We start from the raw sequence: 16,243 nt of genomic DNA, 5'->3' as shown, positions 1-16,243 counted from the left end.
AACCATTGAAAGGGGGTGATGGGTGACACATCAGGGATTAGCGTTGTGTTGGTTTTCGTACTCTTTGAATTAAGGAGATAGCCTTCATGCTCAAACGTCGTTTGACCCGCTTATTGGCCTTAATGGTATTGACCATACCAACCTTGGCCGCTTGTGGTGGTGATGCAACCCCAACGACTGCACCAGCCGCTGCAACCGCTACAACTGCTACTGGTGCAGAAGCCACTGCTACAACTGCGCCTGTTGCTGAAGCAACCGCAACCACCGCAGATGCAACTGCAGAAGCAACCACCGAACCAGCCGCAACTGACGGAAACATTCTTCGCGTTCACCAAGTTGCCTATCCAGATGTCTTTGATCCACAGAAAAGCTCGTACAGCGCCGAAATCGTGTTGCTGTCGCAAAACTACGAAGGCCTAACCCGCCTCAATGACAAACTGGAAACCGTACCTGGTGCTGCCGAGAAATGGGAAGCAAACGCTGATGGTACCGTATTTACCTTCACCTTGCGCCCTGACCTCAAATACAGCGATGGCTCGCCATTGACCTCGAAAGCCTTCGCTTATTCGATCCAACGCACCTGTGACCCAGTGACCGCTGGCGAATATCAATCAATTTTGTTTGATATTACCGGTTGTGCTGATTTCGCTGGTACCACCATCACCGATACCGCCAAGTACGATGCTGCTAAAGCTGCTTTGGGTGTTAGCACCCCAGACGATAGCACGATCGTTATTTCAACCGTTCAAGCTGCTCCTTACTTGCCAACGATTGCTGGCTTGTGGGTTATGTACCCAGCCAAGCAAGAGTTGATCGAAAAAGGTGGCGAAAACTGGTGGAAAGATCCTGCTGCGCAAGTTGGCAACGGGCCTTTCCAATTCAGCCGGATTGCTGAAGACCAACAAATTGACTTTGTTCGCAACGAAAACTACTGGAACAAAGCCAAGCTTGATGGCATTAGCATGATCTACATCGACGATTCATCAGTTGCCTTGGAAGCATATCGCACCGGCCAACTTGATATCTTCGCTCCAGATCCAAGCCAAATTCCAGCTGTCCAAAGCGACGCTGACCTTGGCCCATTGTACATTTCATACCCAGGTGCCAACACGACCGGTTTGCAATTCAACACCACCACGGAACCATTCAACGATCTTAAGGTGCGTGAAGCATTTGCGTATGCGATCGATCGCGATACCTACTGTGAAGTGATTCGCAACGGCGACTGTTTGCCAACCTTGACCTGGATTCCGCAAGGGATTCCTGGCTACGATGCAACCGAAGATCGCTTTGCGTTCGACCCAGAAAAAGCTAAAGCAGCTTTGGCTGAATCAAGCTATGGCTCAGCTGAAAAATTGCCAGAAATCACCATGGCCTACAGCAGCAACGACACCGCCAACCAAGCTCGCCACGAGTTCTTGGCCAACACCTTCCGCGAAGTCTTGGGTGTTGAAGTTAAGTTGTTGCCATTGCCAAGCAAAGATTTGACCGCTGCTAAGAAAGATAACTCGACCTATCCTCAATTGTCATTGGGTGGTTGGATTCAAGACTATCCCGATGCTCAAAACTGGTTGAGCGTGTTCTGGAACAGCAACGCCACCTTTGCCCAACGCCAAGGCTACGGCAACCCAGCGGTTGACGAATTCTTGACCAAGGCCGACACCAGCACCGACGATGCAACCCGCTTGGAAGCCTACACCGCTGCCCAAAAGTTGATCGTTGGCGACTTGCCAACCGCTATGATGTACAACCGGGTGAATAAATACGTGATCAACCCACGCGTAAGCGGCTTCTCAAAGACCGCTGCTGATGATCAATTCCCTGGCCAATGGACTTCATACAGCATCGAAATCAAGTAATTGATTTAACCTTCTGGGGAGCAGCGCTGGCCTGCGCTGTTCCCCACCCAAACCTAGCTCCCACTCTTTAAATTTTTTGCAAGCACCCTGTTAAATTGCAATCAAGGCTCGCGAGGCAACACCCCGGCTCGCTCTCGCGCCAATGGAGGCATGGCATGATTGGCTTTATAATTCGTCGCGTCTTGGCGATGATTCCGGTGTTGTTTCTCGTGGCATTAATCACTTTTTTTCTGATGAAACAGGCCAAAGGTGGGCCATTCGATCAAGAGAAAGAAGTTGCCCCGTCAACGATTGCCCTACTTAATCGTAAATTTGGCTTAGATAAACCAGCTTGGCTCAATACTGCTGAATTTAATAATCGTATGAGTGCTGATGGCCCGTTCGCGGCAGTTCGTGGCTTGTTCGATAGCCAATTTGGCAACTATATGCTGAATGCAGTCCAAGGTGATTTGGGGCCAACCTATGCCTCAAAAGGGACAGAAACGGTTCAAGATAAAATTAAACAAACCTTTCCAATTTCATTGCGGCTTGGCTTAATCTCGCTTACTTTTGCCTTAGTGGTGGGTTTTCCCTTAGGCATTCTCGGTGCCTTACGCCAAAATACGATCTTCGATTACTTTAGCTTGATTATCTCGACAATTGGCTTTTCGGTGCCAACCTTTGTAACTGGTTTGGTCTTGCTGCTGGTCATGAGCAAAGTCTTTGGGGTTGCTCCGATTAAAGATCCTTCGGTCTGGGAAGGCTTTAGTATGTCGTATTTCCCCCCAGCAATTATCTTGGGGCTTGGCACAATGGCCTATATTACGCGTCTGACCCGTAGTAGTGTGCTCGAAGTTAAACGCCAAGATTATATTCGTACCGCCAAAGCCAAAGGGCTTGGTGATCGGGTGGTGATTTTGCGTCACATCCTGCGCAACAGTCTGATTCCTGTGATCACAATTTTGGGGCCGGCGGTTGCTGGCTTGGTCACTGGTTCGTTTATTATCGAATCGGTCTTCCGCGTACCAGGAATCGGCAGTGAATTTATTGGGGCAATTGGGAGCCGCGATTATTCAATGATTATGGGTTCGACCCTCTTTTTTTCATTGCTGGTTGCTTTGGGCAATATTATGGTCGACCTTTCGTATGGCTTGATTGATCCACGGATTCGTAACAGCTAGGAGACCCGAACTATGGCAACCGCATCGAATGTGGCAGGGACGAATCCTGCCCAAGCCCAAGAATTTACGCGGCCTGTTCGGAGTCTTTGGAGCGATGCATGGATGCGCTTGCGGCGTAATCGTTTAGCAATGGCAAGTATTATTTATTTGTTTTTGCTGGCGTTGGTAGCAATTTTCGCACCAGTCATCGCGCCCCATTCACCTAGCCGCCCAACCACAACCGAATTACGCGAACGGGGTGTTTATCGCCAAGCAGCGTGGGTTGTTGATGAGAAAAATCCGAAACGCAGTGGCATTTGGAAGTTTCCGCTCGGCACCGATTCTGCTGGCGGTGATGTGCTTAGTCGCTTGATTTATGGAACACGGGTTTCGATGGTTGTGGGCTTTATTCCCATGATCTTTACCTTGAGTATTGGGATTACGATTGGCTTGATTTCAGGCTTTGCTGGCGGCAAACTCGATAGTTTGCTGATGCGCTTCACTGATATTATCTTTTCGTTGCCCGACATCTTGTTCTTTATTATTGTGCAAACGGCCTTCAGCCAGACCGCATTCGGCAAGACATTTAATGGCTTGTTGCTGATTTTCTTATCGTTCTCAGCGGTTAACTGGGCCAGCGTTTCGCGCTTGGTGCGTGGCCAAGTGCTTTCATTAAAAGAAAAAGAATTTGTTGAGGCAGCAGAGGCAGTTGGGGTCCGCCGTGGCTCAATTTTATTCCGCCACATTTTGCCCAACACGCTGGCCCCAATTATTGTGGCAGGCGCGTTTATTGTGCCAAGCGCGATTGTCACCGAAGCAACCCTCAGCTTTTTGGGGATTGGCATCCAACCTGATACCAACCCAAATAATCCATTTCCTACCAGCTGGGGCCAGATGATTTTGGAAGGTAAGTCGGCGATTGATTCACAACCATGGATTTTGATCGCCTCGGCGATTGCGATTGCTTCAATTACGATTGCCTTTGTGGCATTGGGCGATGGGTTACGCGACGCACTTGATCCCCGTCAATAGATCAAGGCAAATTGCTCGACATCATGAGGAGCACATATGGCTGAAGCACCTTTGCTTGAGGTCAAAAACCTACAAGTTCAATTTAAAACCGCTGATGGCGTGGTCAATGCTGTCAATAATGTTTCATTTTCGGTCAATCGGGGCGAAACGCTCGGGATCGTCGGCGAATCTGGCTCGGGTAAAAGCGTTACATCACTTTCGATTATGCGCTTGATTCCCTCGCCACCAGGCAAAATTGCCGGCGGCCAGATTTTGTTCGATGGCGATAATCTGGTCGATTTTAGCGAGTCGGAGATGCGTAAAATCCGCGGTAATCGGATTTCGATGATCTTCCAAGACCCCATGACTTCGCTCAATCCGGTGCTACGGATTGGCAGGCAGATGACTGAATCGCTGCAATTGCACATGGGGATGACTCCCAAACAGGCACGCAACCGAGCCATTGACTTGCTCTCAATGGTTGGGATTCCAGCGCCCGACAAACGACTTGACGATTTTCCACATCAATTTTCTGGCGGGATGCGCCAACGGGTGATGATCGCTATGGGTTTGGCCTGTAACCCTGAGCTGTTGATTGCCGACGAACCAACGACCGCCCTTGATGTAACTATTCAAGCGCAAATCTTAGAATTACTTAACCGTCTCAAGAACGAGACGGGGACAGCGATTATTTTCATTACCCACGATCTTGGGGTTGTAGCTGGCATGACCGACCGCGTGATTGTGATGTATGCTGGACGTGTGGTTGAACAAGCTTCGACCAATGAGCTGTTCCGCAATCCGCGAATGCCCTATACCATTGGCTTGCTCGATTCAATTCCACGGCTTGATGGGATTCAAACGCGGCTCACGCCAATCCCGGGGCTTCCACCGGATTTGTTGGAAAAGACCAATCGCTGCCCATTTGCGCCACGCTGCGATTTTGTGCAAGAGCAATGCTGGATCGAAACCCCAAGTTTACGCCAAGTTGCACCCGATCACACGGCGGCCTGCTTATTCGATATTGATCGTGATCAGCGCCAAGTGATGGCTGAAAAGAAAATTGCCGAAGAAGAAGCGGCCTTGGATGCAGCACTTGAGGATGTTTTAGCCCACGAACAAGCATCGTAGAACCAGAGGAAGGCCACATGGCAGTACAAAATGAGAATCTGCTCGATATTAACGGCTTAAAAATGCACTTCCCAGTGAAATCCAACGGTTTATTACGCCGCACGGTTGGGGCAGTTAAAGCAGTTGATGGCTTGAGCTTTTCAGTTAAACGCGGTGAAACCCTCGGCTTGGTGGGTGAATCAGGCTGTGGTAAATCGACGACTGGGCGGGCAATTTTGCAATTGCATCGCCCAACCGCTGGCACGGTCAATTTTGATGGCAAAGAGTTGACCAAACTCAATGGCGAAGCAATGCGCCAAATGCGGCGCAAAGTGCAGATTATTTTCCAAGACCCGTATGCTTCGCTCAATCCACGGATGACTGTGGGCGATATTGTGGGTGAGCCAATTCGGGTGCACAACTTGCGTACTGGCAAAGAGGTGCGCACGCGAGTCGAGGAATTGCTGCGCGTCGTGGGTCTCAACCCTTACTTTATCAACCGTTACCCGCACGAATTCTCTGGCGGTCAGCGCCAACGGATCGGGATTGCACGCGCTTTGGCGGTTGAACCAGATTTTATTGTCTGCGACGAGCCTGTTTCAGCGCTCGACGTGTCGATTCAAGCCCAAATTATCAACCTGTTGCAAGATTTGCAAGGCCAATTTGGCTTGACCTATCTGTTTATCGCCCACAACTTGAGCGTGGTTAAGCACATCAGCGATCGGGTGGCGGTGATGTATTTGGGTAAAATGGTCGAGTTGGCTCCTTCGAAGCAGCTCTATGCCAACCCAATGCACCCGTATACCCAAGCCTTGCTCTCAGCAGTGCCTATTCCCGATCCTGAGGTCGAGAAGCAACGCCAGCGGATTATTTTGCAAGGCGATGTGCCAAGCCCACTCAATCCACCTTCTGGCTGTCACTTTCACACTCGTTGCCCAATTGTGATCGACAAGTGTAAAGTCGAAGACCCACCATTCCAAGATTATGGTGGCGGCCATTTTGTGGCTTGCTGGCGCGCAACCGAATCGCAAGAGCAAATGGAAAAGAAGTTGCAGTAGCAACGAGGGGGCAGGGATCAGTTGCCAGGGGTCAGCAATGCTGCCTAAGCTTGCTGCTGATCAACGATTAACGTATTCAGAAGCTCCACTCGGTTTAGCTGAGTGGGGCTTTTGGGTTTATTTGATGGCTTTTGGCTAATCGATTGATCCACGAAGAGCACGAAGAGCACGAAGAAATTAAACCACTAAGAACGCGAAGAACGCGAATGTTTTTTAGCCACGAATTCCACGAATTGCACGAAGAATGTGCCAAAAGCCAAAAGCCCATAGCCATCGTTCTCTGCGCCTCTGCGTTAAATCAATTGATCTACGAAGGACGGAAACCACGAAGCACGCGAAGAGCGCAAAGTAAGGCTCATGGCTATAGGCAGGAGGCTATCGGAACAATTGTTGCCATTTCAACAAATCTCCGATAGCCATTAGCCATCAGCCTATAGCCCAATCCCTATGCTCTATGTTCTCTGCTCTCTGTTCTTACTTCATCCCTCATCCTTCATCCTTGTTCTCTGCTCTCTGTTCTTACTTCATCCCTCATCCTTCATCCTTTGATTTTAGCCTTGCCAACGTTTGAAGATGACGCTGGCGTTGACTCCACCAAAGCCGAAGCCGTTGGATAGGGCGTATTCGATTGGCATTGGCCGTGGCTCTTTTGCAACCAGATCAATGCCTGCGCTGGCTGGGTCGGGATTTTCCAAGTTGAGCGTGGCGGGAGCAATTTGGTCGCGAATCGCCAGTGCAGTGAAAATTGCTTCGACCGCGCCAGCAGCACCCAATAAGTGACCAGTTGATGATTTGGTGGCGCTTACGGCTAAACCTGAGTTTTCGCCAAATACCTGCTTGATTGCTGCCAGCTCGCCGCGATCGCCAACTTGGGTTGAGGTGGCATGGGCATTCAGATGTTGAATTTGATCGGGCGAGATTTGAGCTTGCCGTAACGCCAAACGCATCGCTCGCGCTGCGCCTGAGCCATCTTCTGGGCCAGAGGTGATGTGATAGGCATCGGCGGTTGTGCCATAGCCAACCACTTCGACCAACGGCGTTGCGCCACGGGCTAAGGCATGCTCTAAATCTTCCAAGACCAATACGCCTGCACCTTCGCTCATCACAAAGCCATCGCGGGCTTGATCGAACGGACGTGAGGCGCTAGTTGGATTGGCGTTGAATTCGGTTGCCAAGGCGCGAGCAGCAGCAAACCCGCCCAAACTGACCGGATCAAGCGCTGCTTCGGTGCCACCACACACCGCAACATCGGCCTCGCCGCTATGAATTAAGCGTGCGCCATCGCCAATTGCCTGCAAACTGGCAGCGCATGCGGTAACTGGGGCAGCGATTGGGCCGCGAAAGCCATAGCGAATTGAAATATGGCCTGCTGCTAGATTAATCAAAAAGGCTGGGACGGTAAATGGTGAGAGTCGCTGTGGGCCTTTGCTATCTAAAGTGCGCACTGCTTGGGTAATGGTCGAAAAGCCGCCAACGCAAGACGCAATCAAGGTTGCTGTGCGCTCTTGGGCTGCTTCGGTTTCTGGCTGCCATTGCGCTTGCTTCAAGGCCTCAGCGGCTGCCGCCAAACCCAAGACAATAAAGCGATCCATTTTGCGTAGCTCTTTGCTATTGGCAACGGCGCTTGGCTCAAAGCCAGCAGCTGGATCAACGGCCAGACTTGGCACGACACCGCCAATGGTGCTGGCCAAGCCTGCGCTAATCTGCTCAGGCAAGGGGCCAATTCCCGATTGACCAGCTAATAAGCGCTGCCAAACAACCTCAACTCCGCAACCCAACGGCGAAACGATTCCCATTCCTGTAATCACAACACGACGCATAGTGCTTCCTTAACAGATGTTGCTTCGAAGCGGAGCAATCACAGTCACCACTATACCGCAGTTTTTTAGGCTTTGGGCGATTGCTGTTTTGTTGATCCACGAAGGACATGGAAGGGGAATAGGCTATAGGCTGTAGGCTATCGGAACAATTATTGGTATTTGAGACCAATCTCCGATAGCCAATTGCCAAAAGCCCAGTGCCTAGAAAACTATGCCGTTATGTTAAAATCTCGCCCTTACCTCTGGCCCTGCCGCTATTTGATTTCCTGTAACCAGCTATTCATTTGTTGGTTTTCGGCAGTTTGGTCAGTGATCACGGCCTCGGCAAAGCTTTTGAGTTCGCTGCGTTGGGTGCTAGCTTTGATGCTTTGGGCCATGGCGATTGCACCATCGTGATGGCTAATCATCGCGGTTAAAAAGCGCCGATCGTAGCTTTCGCTGCCAGCAGGAACATCCATCGAACCCATGTGCAGGGCGCTAAGGTCGCTGGCTGGAGCATCGCCAAACCAGGTTTTGCGCCATGCTTCAAGCTGGGTAATTTCTGCCTCTTGGGCTGCGATAATTTGCTTAGCCAGTTCTTGCACGCGGGGATCGCTGGCTTGCGTTTGGGCATCCTTGGCCATGGCAATTGCGCCCCGATGATGCTCGATCATGCCATCAAGAAATTGGAGATCGTCCATACTCATTGCGCCATGGTCGCCTGAAGCGGTGGTTGGATGCTCAGCGCCATGATCATCGTTGCTCGCGCTACAGCCAACTAATATCAACAAAATGCTTAATAAACTCATCCATCGCCGCATTGTTAAATTCCTTTCAAATCAAATAACCCTAGCCTTAGCCTATCCAAATTTGGCAGCAGCAGCTAGTTTTGGGCAATTTGCAGCGTTTTAACAGGATTCGGCTGTGGCAAATGCCACACTCTGTAGCAAATGCCACAGTTTGCATAGCCTTGCAATAATAATTTTATAAAAAATTGTTTGCTGAACAGAATAAATTTACAATACTAATAATGATTGGTGTACTATTCCGAGGCTCTGCTATGCTTCAAGCTTCTCGTCAACGGCATTGGTTGTGGTTTGTGCTCAGCAGCGAGTTAATCATTACGGCGCTGCATTATCTGACCAGTGCCCATCTTTTGCCCTATCATTCAATTTATCGCAGTTTATATTATCTGCCGATTGGCGTGGCGGCGGTGATGTGGGGCCGTAAATTTGGGCTTGGGCTGGCGCTTTTCACGGCGTTGGTTTATTTGCCGCATGCCCATTGGCTCGATGCCCATGCCGCTAATAGCTTGTTGGATAATACCTTGGAAATGGCGACCCTAATTGTGGTGGCAGCGTTGCTTGGTAGCTTAGCCGAGCGCGAACAACAGGCGCATAGCCGAGCCGAAGCCTTGCGGGTGTACATTCACGATGTGCTGGCGAGCCTGCCGGTGGGGGTTGCCACGATTGAGCAGCAGCAGTTGAAATTGCAAAATCCAACGGCGATACATTTATTGCAGCCAAGCCCTAGTTTGGCTCAATTGCCCCAAACCAATGGCTACAGCGAAATGCAAATCGAACAGCTTGCCTTGGCCGTGCGCCGCTCAGACTTACATAATGTACAGGGCCAGCCAATTGGGGCAGTTTTGGTGTTTGAGGATATTCGCGAGCAGCAAGTAATCGCCGAACGGATTCGCCAAGCTGAACGCATGGCTGCCTTGGGCCAATTGGCCGGAGGCCTAGCCCACGAGGCCCGTAATCCGTTGGGCATTGTGCGCGCCACCAGCCAACTGTTGGGCCATAAATTGGCGCAACAACCACATTTGGCCCACTATACAAGCGTGATTAATAGCGAGGTGGATCGTTTGGATCGCTTGATTAGCTCGCTATTAAACTATGCCCAGCCCCAAGCGTTGCAACGCCAGCCATTGGCCATCAACCAGCTCGTAGCCGAATTTGTAGCTACCTGTCAGCCGCTGGCCGCAGAACATGGCGTTGCCTTGCAGCTAAGCCTCGATCCTAATGAACCATGGATTGAAGCTGATCGCGATGCAATCTGGCAAATGTTGTTAAACCTGAGTTTGAATGCGCTGCAAGCCAGCCAAGCAGGGCAACTGATTGTTATCAAGAGCCTTGTTGCGGGCCAACAGCTTGAAATTTTGGTGCAAGATCAAGGAGTGGGCATTGGCGCGGCGATTCGCGAGCGGATTTTTGATCCATTTTTTACGACGCGAGACGATGGCACGGGCATGGGTTTGGCCTTAGTTGCGCGCAGTGTCGCCGAACATGGCGGCACAATTAGCCTGGAAGCTGCACCAACCCAAGGCACCTTGGCCCGTTTGCGGCTACCACTGGTGCGGCAAGGAGCACAATCATGAGCAAGCGGGTTTTGGTGATTGACGATGAGGCCAATTTGCGTTGGGTGCTGAGCGAAGCCTTGAGCGACCAAGGCTACGAGGTGCAGGTCGCGGCCAATGCCAACGATGGTTTAGCAGCGATGAGCCGCCAGCCAGCAGATGTGGTGATTCTCGATTTGAAATTAAAAGGCATGGATGGGCTGGCAACCTTGGCTCGCTTGCGTGAACGCTGGCCTGATGTGGTGGTGCTGATGCTGACTGCGTATGGCACGGTTGCAAGTGCGGTTGAGGCGATGCAACGCGGTGCTGCCGATTATTTGCGCAAGCCCTTTGATTTGGAAGAAATTGGTTTTAAATTGCAACGGGCGTTGGAGCGCGCCGCGCTCCAGCAAGAGATTCGCTATTTGCGCCAAAGCCAGCAGCAAGCAACGATTGCTGGTTTGGTTGGCAGCCATCCTGCTTGGTTGGCCTGTCGCGCGCAACTTGAGCGTATGATCGATCGCTTGCCATTGCTGGTGTTGGTTGGCGAAGCAGGCGTTGGTAAAGCCCAATTGGCCCGTTATGGCCATGCAACGAGCCAACGCCACAACGCTCCTCTGATTGAGCTTGATGGAGCGTTATTGACTGAGCCGATGCTCGAAGCCGCGCTTTACGAGGCAGGTCAAGGCAGTCTGGTGCTGCGCCATGGCCTCAATTGGCTCGATTGGCTTTTGGCCCAATCATTCCAAGCGAGAATCATCGTGACCAGCCTTGCCTTGCCTGAACAACCAGTACCAACGATTCAGGTTCCGAATCTGAATCAACGCCGCAGCGATATTGGCTTGTTTGCCAGGGCTTGGCTTGAGACGCAATCGTTAAGCGCAGCAGCGCTCCAACAGCTAGAGCAAAGCCATTGGAGCGCCAATCTGCCAGAGTTGCGCCATGTGTTGGAGCGGGCGGCTGTGGCAGCAAATGGCCAAACGATTCAGCCTGAGCATTTGCCGCATGATCTGGCCTTGGCTACTGCCGAGCCAATCGCGTTGCCCGCAGCAGGCCTACAAATCGAGTTGGTTGAGCGCAGTTTATTGCAGCAAGCCTTGCAGCAAGCCAATGGCAATAAAACCCGCGCCGCCGAATTGTTGGGCTTGTCGCGCCATCAATTACTCTATCGACTAGAAAAGCATGGACTCAGTTAGCCGTTGATCACTTCGCCGCCATTGGGGTGTAAGATTTGCCCTGCCATATACGAGGCATCATCGCTGGCCAAAAATACATAGCAATTGGCAACTTCTTCTGGCTGGCCTGCGCGTTTCATCGGCACATCGCTGCCAAACGTCGCCACTTTTTCTGCATCGAAGGTTGCGGGAATCAGCGGTGTCCAAATTGGGCCTGGTGCTACGCCATTAACCCGAATGCCTTTTTCGATTAAGGATTGCGAGAGCGAGCGCGTAAAGGCCACGATTGCGCCCTTGGTTGCTGAATAATCGAGCAATTGCGGGCTGCCACGATAGGCTGTGACCGAGGTTGTGTTGATAATGCTGCTGCCTTTTTTGAGCTGTGGCAAGGCTGCTTTGGTTAGGTAGAACATGGCAAAAATATTGGTGCGGAAGGTGCGCTCCAATTGCTCGGCGCTAATATCAGTAATCGATTCTTGCGGATGTTGCTCAGCAGCATTGTTGATTAAAATATCAAGCTGGCCGAATTTAGCTACTGTTTGCTCGACAAGGCTTTGGCAATAGGCTTCATCGCCAATATCGCCCGCTGAGAGCAAGCAGCGACGGCCTTCTGCTTCAACTAAGCGCTTGGTTTCTTGCGCATCGTCATGTTCATTCAAATAATTAATTACAACATCAGCGCCTTCTTTGGCATAGACAATCGCAACTGCCCGCCCAATCCCACTATCGCCCCCAGTAATTAAGGCAACTTTATCTTTGAGTTTATCGCTGCCCTGATAGCGGCGATCTTGGGCTTTTGGCTTGGGCTGCATTTCCGCTTCGATGCCAGGCTGTTGATCTTGGGTTTGGGGTGGAAATTGCTGTTTCTTTTCTTTGTTATTTGACATAATATATCTCCTTGACACAGAACCACACTTCACTGCTTAGCGAAGCAAGAAACATACCAATTGCTGAAGCAGCTTCAGGCTTGCGATGGAGTGCAGCGCCCTGGCAATCGGCTAGACTTGCTCGGTTATGCTAGACGGGAGCTTTTGGCAATGAAAGCATTTGATCAATTGACCGAGCGTGGTCAGCACCAACGGCGGCGACGCTTGGCAGAGGCAGCACTGGCTGCGTTTGGCATCAAAGCCGAACAACTAACGTTTATTAATCATGGCGAAAATACCACTTATCGCGTCAAAACCGCTGCGGCAGATGGCTCGCAGACTGGGTTTTATCGCACTGGCTATTATTTGCTGCGCTTGCATGGCATCAACTACAACAGCGCCGCCGAAATTAATTCGGAATTGCAATGGCTCAAAGCCTTGGCTGAAGAAGCCAAATTGCCAGTGCCCTTGCCGGTTGCTGGCTTAGATGGGCGCTATGTGCAAAGCGTGCAGATTGACGAAATTCCTCATCGCTACAATTGCTCGTTGATGGAATGGCTTGATGGCCGCTTGCAGATTAACAATCCTACGCCAGCACATTGCCAACAACTTGGGCTGCTCGTCGGCCAATTGCATCAGCATGCTCAAGCCTGGGTTTTGCCGAGCAATTTTCAGCGCCGCAGTTGGGATTGGGAAGGCCAATTTGGGGCCAATGTAAGCAACGGTGCTGATCATGCCACGGTTTGGGCGGCGATTCCGGCGGAACATCATCAACTTTTGCAACAAACCATGGATGATTTTGCCGAAGTTGAGCGCATGCTTGGCAAAGGTCGCGATGTTTATGGCTTGATTCATGCTGATCCACATTGGGGCAATATTTTATTTGCCGATGGCGCGGCGCGTGCGATCGACTTTGATGATTGTGGCTTTGGCTATTGGCTGTATGATTTGGCGATTGCGGTTGGCCGCTGGCGGATCACCCCCCAGTGGGATGGCGTTTGGCAGAACTTTTTAAAGGGGTATCGCCAGCTTCAAACGTGGGATCAAGCAGCTTCACAGCTGCTTGACGTAATAATCTCAGCGCGCTGTACCAACGTGCTACAATGGTATGTAGGCCATGCAACCTACGACCCGCTTTTTGCGAGTGATGTTCATGAGGTGATCGAAACATTCACCACAAGGATTAGAACAATTTATCTCCATCCCCCACTCGCCCGCTAACTGCCCATAGTTGCTAGGCAGGCATATACCAACTGCGGTTATCCAAAAGCTACCCATGTAGATAGGGCCAAGTGCATAGATTCAATAAGCGATTTTCGGGTTATAATCGTGCTATATAAGCCTTCATAAATCGCGAGAGATGTTTATTTAGGAGGTTTAAACACCAACGGACAAGGATGCATATGGCAACACAACAAAAGTACAAAAACATCCGACGGATTGAGAACGTCGAGGCCAATTCGTATGGTTGGTGGGTGCGGGTGAGGATCGATGGTGAATTGTTCAGCAAGTTTTTCAGCGACAATGCGTTCAATGGCTCTGGTAATGCGCTGCGCAATGCTTTAGAGTATCGCGATTCAATTAAGCGCGAACGAGGGCGACCCCACATTGATACGGTTGATCCTGAGGTGCATTACAAAGGTATCAGCCGGATTGATCGTGAGATCAAACGGACACATGGCTGGTATGTGCGGGTGTTCTACAAAGGCCAACAACGAGTTAAATTCTTCAGTGATATGCTCTACGATGGTCGCGAAGGCGCTTTGGCTGCTGCTTTGGATTTCCGTGACGAGGCCGAACGCGAGTTGGGCAAGCCACGGACTGATCGCCCGGTGGTTACGGTTAGTCGCCGCAATGCGACTGGCAAAATTGGCGTGACCAGAGTGCGCCGCAAGGATCGCAATCGCAAAGGCGAGGTCTATCTGCGTGATGTTTATGAAATCACCTGGTGTCCGCGCCCAAATGAAATCCATCGAACTTCGGTGTCGGTGCGCAAGTATGGCGAAGAAGAAGCGCGCAAACGAGCGTTTATGATTCGCGATAACAAAGAGCGCGAAATTTTCGGCAAAGTTGTTTCGCAAACCCCCAGCGCCGAAGAGTTGGCAATACTTGATCATGACGAACTATCGACATAACCCATCACGTATTGGCTTGCGGCAGTACATGGTATTATTGCGAGAAACATGGCGGTGCCTTGGTGCATCGCCATCGTGTTGTTTTGTTGGAAGGAGCATCTATGGCACTGCTGCCCTCGATGTATATCCGCGATAGCGCCGACCACGTTGGCGAAGCGGTAAAACTTGCTGGTTGGGTCTATCACAAAACCGAAAAAGGCAAGTTGGTTTTTATTCAATTACGCGATGGTACCGCCACCATTCAATGTGTGGTGTTTAAAAAGAACGTTAGCGAAGAAGTGTTTGCCCGCGCCAAGGAATTAACCCAAGAATCGTCGTGCTATATCCATGGCACGTTGCGCGCCGATGAACGCTCAAGTTTGGGTTTTGAATTAGATGTGACTGATATTGAAATTGTGCATCTAACCCAAAATTACCCAATTACGCCCAAAGAGCATGGCACCCAATTTTTGATGGAGCATCGCCACTTGTGGGTGCGCTCGGCCAAACAACATGCCTTGCTGCGCATTCGCGCTCAAGTAATTGCTGCTGCCCAAGAATATTTGAACAGCGAGCATTTTGTGCGCTACGATTCGCCAATTTTGACGGCAACTGCCGCCGAAGGCACGAGCGATTTGTTTGCAACCGAATATTTCGATTTGGGCAATGCCTATTTGGCGCAAACCGGCCAGCTCTATGTTGAATCGGGCATGGCAACCTTTGGGCGGGTCTATTGTTTTGGCCCAACCTTTCGGGCTGAAAAATCAAAAACTCGTCGCCACCTCACCGAATTTTGGATGATCGAGCCAGAATTTGCCTTCGCCGACCAAGACGATAATATGGAACTACAAGAAAATTTTGTTTCCTATATCGTTCAGCGAGTGCTTGATCGCTGCGAAGATGATCTCATCATTTTAGAGCGCGATACCTCGAAGCTTGAGAATATTGTGCCACCATTCCCACGCATCAGCTACGACGAAGCGATCGAAAAGATCAAAGAAGGCGTAGCTGCTGGCGCAACCGTCGCTCCCGATAATGCACCATTAGCGCCCTTAGAATGGGGCGATGATTTTGGCGCACCGCACGAAACCTACTTGGCAAGCCTGTTTGATAAGCCCTTGTTTATCTACAACTATCCAACTAAGGTTAAAGCCTTCTATATGCAACCAGCCGATGGTCGCCCAGAAGTGGTGCGCTGCGCCGACATGATTGCGCCTGAAGGCTATGGCGAAATTATCGGCGGCTCGCAGCGCATCCACGATGCAGAGTTGCTCGAAGCCCGTATTCGCGAACACGGCCTTGATGTCGCCGATTACCAATGGTATTTGGATCTGCGACGGTATGGCAGTGTGCCGCACTCTGGCTTTGGCATGGGCATCGAGCGCTGTGTCGCTTGGCTGGCTGGCACGCGCCATATCCGCGAAGCGATTCCATTCCCACGCCAACTCTACCGTATTTACCCATAAAGAGCATAAAACAGAGGGCTATTGGCTACAGGCTATAGGCTAGCGGAACAGTGTGGGCTAAACCACATCATTCCCTAGCCAAAAGTCCATAGCCGATAGCCTTACTTTGTGGATTAATTGATTTAACGCAGAGGCGCAGAGAACGAGGGCTATAGGCTATAGGTGTAATGGTTCATTGGATTGGTAATCATGGTCCCTCACCCCCCAACCCCCGCTCCCACTGAACGCGGGCGAGGGGGAGCCGACCATGGTGTATCACACATCGTGACAGAACCGCACGATTAAAGCCCCTCACCTGCGCACGGGAG

Annotated in this window: 13 protein-coding genes; 10 read left to right on the top strand and 3 right to left on the bottom strand. The window is 50.9% G+C overall.

Going from position 1 to position 16,243, the window contains the following annotated elements; all coding sequences use genetic code 11:
* Positions 1–86 precede the first annotated feature (86 nt).
* The 5 genes from C5S61_RS17010 (at position 87) to C5S61_RS16990 (ending at position 6,177) form a co-directional block, all read left to right on the top strand.
* Positions 87–1,859 carry a peptide ABC transporter substrate-binding protein gene (locus tag C5S61_RS17010; RefSeq protein ID WP_110516756.1) on the top strand — a complete coding sequence of 591 codons (1,773 nt, stop codon included), beginning with the start codon at positions 87–89 and terminating at the stop codon, positions 1,857–1,859.
* Positions 1,860–2,014: 155 nt separating this feature from the next.
* Positions 2,015–3,019, top strand: coding sequence for an ABC transporter permease (locus tag C5S61_RS17005; RefSeq protein ID WP_110516754.1), 1,005 nt, complete (start codon positions 2,015–2,017; stop codon positions 3,017–3,019).
* A gap of 12 nt (positions 3,020–3,031) precedes the next feature.
* Positions 3,032–4,030 (top strand): ABC transporter permease, encoded by a 999-nt coding sequence (locus C5S61_RS17000; protein WP_110516753.1) that lies wholly within the window; start codon positions 3,032–3,034, stop codon positions 4,028–4,030.
* A 36-nt stretch (positions 4,031–4,066) separates the two neighbouring features.
* Positions 4,067–5,140 carry an ABC transporter ATP-binding protein gene (locus C5S61_RS16995; protein ID WP_110516751.1) on the top strand — a complete coding sequence of 358 codons (1,074 nt, stop codon included), beginning with the start codon at positions 4,067–4,069 and terminating at the stop codon, positions 5,138–5,140.
* 17 nt (positions 5,141–5,157) lie between these two features.
* Positions 5,158–6,177 (top strand): ABC transporter ATP-binding protein, encoded by a 1,020-nt coding sequence (locus C5S61_RS16990; RefSeq protein WP_110516749.1) that lies wholly within the window; start codon positions 5,158–5,160, stop codon positions 6,175–6,177.
* A 551-nt stretch (positions 6,178–6,728) separates the two neighbouring features.
* Here the strand turns inward: C5S61_RS16990 and fabF are convergent.
* Both fabF and C5S61_RS16980 read right to left on the bottom strand, forming a co-directional pair.
* Complete coding sequence (gene fabF / locus C5S61_RS16985) at positions 6,729–7,997, bottom strand: beta-ketoacyl-ACP synthase II (protein WP_110516747.1); 1,269 nt, start codon at positions 7,995–7,997, stop codon at positions 6,729–6,731.
* 254 nt (positions 7,998–8,251) lie between these two features.
* Positions 8,252–8,797: a DUF305 domain-containing protein gene (locus C5S61_RS16980; protein WP_110516745.1), complete on the bottom strand. Its 546-nt coding sequence runs from the start codon at positions 8,795–8,797 to the stop codon at positions 8,252–8,254.
* Between the two features lie 239 nt (positions 8,798–9,036).
* On the opposite strand from C5S61_RS16980, the gene C5S61_RS16975 reads away from it, so the two are divergent.
* Entirely contained in the window at positions 9,037–10,356 is a 1,320-nt protein-coding gene (locus C5S61_RS16975) for a sensor histidine kinase (protein WP_164689573.1), read from the top strand.
* On the top strand, positions 10,353–11,510 hold the full coding sequence (locus tag C5S61_RS16970) for a sigma-54-dependent transcriptional regulator (protein WP_110516741.1): 1,158 nt from the start codon (positions 10,353–10,355) through the stop codon (positions 11,508–11,510). The genes C5S61_RS16975 and C5S61_RS16970 overlap by 4 nt, the downstream gene beginning before the upstream one ends.
* Here the strand turns inward: C5S61_RS16970 and C5S61_RS16965 are convergent.
* Complete coding sequence (locus tag C5S61_RS16965; protein ID WP_110516739.1) at positions 11,507–12,376, bottom strand: SDR family oxidoreductase; 870 nt, start codon at positions 12,374–12,376, stop codon at positions 11,507–11,509. The two genes, C5S61_RS16970 and C5S61_RS16965, sit on opposite strands and share 4 nt — an antisense overlap.
* Before the next feature lie 150 nt (positions 12,377–12,526).
* Here C5S61_RS16965 and C5S61_RS16960 point away from each other — a divergent pair, with 150 nt between their 5' ends.
* The 3 genes from C5S61_RS16960 (at position 12,527) to asnS (ending at position 15,935) form a co-directional block, all read left to right on the top strand.
* Positions 12,527–13,576 carry a phosphotransferase enzyme family protein gene (locus C5S61_RS16960; protein ID WP_110516737.1) on the top strand — a complete coding sequence of 350 codons (1,050 nt, stop codon included), beginning with the start codon at positions 12,527–12,529 and terminating at the stop codon, positions 13,574–13,576.
* 182 nt (positions 13,577–13,758) lie between these two features.
* On the top strand, positions 13,759–14,490 hold the full coding sequence (locus tag C5S61_RS16955) for a hypothetical protein (RefSeq protein WP_110516735.1): 732 nt from the start codon (positions 13,759–13,761) through the stop codon (positions 14,488–14,490).
* A 101-nt stretch (positions 14,491–14,591) separates the two neighbouring features.
* A complete protein-coding gene (asnS, locus tag C5S61_RS16950; protein ID WP_110516733.1) occupies positions 14,592–15,935 on the top strand; it encodes an asparagine--tRNA ligase in 1,344 nt (447 codons plus the stop codon).
* Positions 15,936–16,243: the final 308 nt, after the last annotated feature.

This window comes from Herpetosiphon llansteffanensis, from assembly GCF_003205875.1.
Lineage (GTDB): Bacteria > Chloroflexota > Chloroflexia > Chloroflexales > Herpetosiphonaceae > Herpetosiphon > Herpetosiphon llansteffanensis.
This window is presented reverse-complemented; position numbering and strand designations above follow the sequence as displayed.

What these genes read in the sequence shown, in the direction of transcription:
- C5S61_RS17010 (WP_110516756.1), top strand. Translation starts at nt 87, where the DNA reads ATGCTCAAACGTCGTTTGACCCGCTTATTGGCCTTAATGGTATTGACC.
- C5S61_RS17005 (WP_110516754.1), top strand. Translation starts at nt 2,015, where the DNA reads ATGATTGGCTTTATAATTCGTCGCGTCTTGGCGATGATTCCGGTGTTG.
- C5S61_RS17000 (WP_110516753.1), top strand. Translation starts at nt 3,032, where the DNA reads ATGGCAACCGCATCGAATGTGGCAGGGACGAATCCTGCCCAAGCCCAA.
- C5S61_RS16995 (WP_110516751.1), top strand. Translation starts at nt 4,067, where the DNA reads ATGGCTGAAGCACCTTTGCTTGAGGTCAAAAACCTACAAGTTCAATTT.
- C5S61_RS16990 (WP_110516749.1), top strand. Translation starts at nt 5,158, where the DNA reads ATGGCAGTACAAAATGAGAATCTGCTCGATATTAACGGCTTAAAAATG.
- fabF (WP_110516747.1), bottom strand. Translation starts at nt 7,997, where the DNA reads ATGCGTCGTGTTGTGATTACAGGAATGGGAATCGTTTCGCCGTTGGGT.
- C5S61_RS16980 (WP_110516745.1), bottom strand. Translation starts at nt 8,797, where the DNA reads ATGCGGCGATGGATGAGTTTATTAAGCATTTTGTTGATATTAGTTGGC.
- C5S61_RS16975 (WP_164689573.1), top strand. Translation starts at nt 9,037, where the DNA reads ATGCTTCAAGCTTCTCGTCAACGGCATTGGTTGTGGTTTGTGCTCAGC.
- C5S61_RS16970 (WP_110516741.1), top strand. Translation starts at nt 10,353, where the DNA reads ATGAGCAAGCGGGTTTTGGTGATTGACGATGAGGCCAATTTGCGTTGG.
- C5S61_RS16965 (WP_110516739.1), bottom strand. Translation starts at nt 12,376, where the DNA reads ATGTCAAATAACAAAGAAAAGAAACAGCAATTTCCACCCCAAACCCAA.
- C5S61_RS16960 (WP_110516737.1), top strand. Translation starts at nt 12,527, where the DNA reads ATGAAAGCATTTGATCAATTGACCGAGCGTGGTCAGCACCAACGGCGG.
- C5S61_RS16955 (WP_110516735.1), top strand. Translation starts at nt 13,759, where the DNA reads ATGGCAACACAACAAAAGTACAAAAACATCCGACGGATTGAGAACGTC.
- asnS (WP_110516733.1), top strand. Translation starts at nt 14,592, where the DNA reads ATGGCACTGCTGCCCTCGATGTATATCCGCGATAGCGCCGACCACGTT.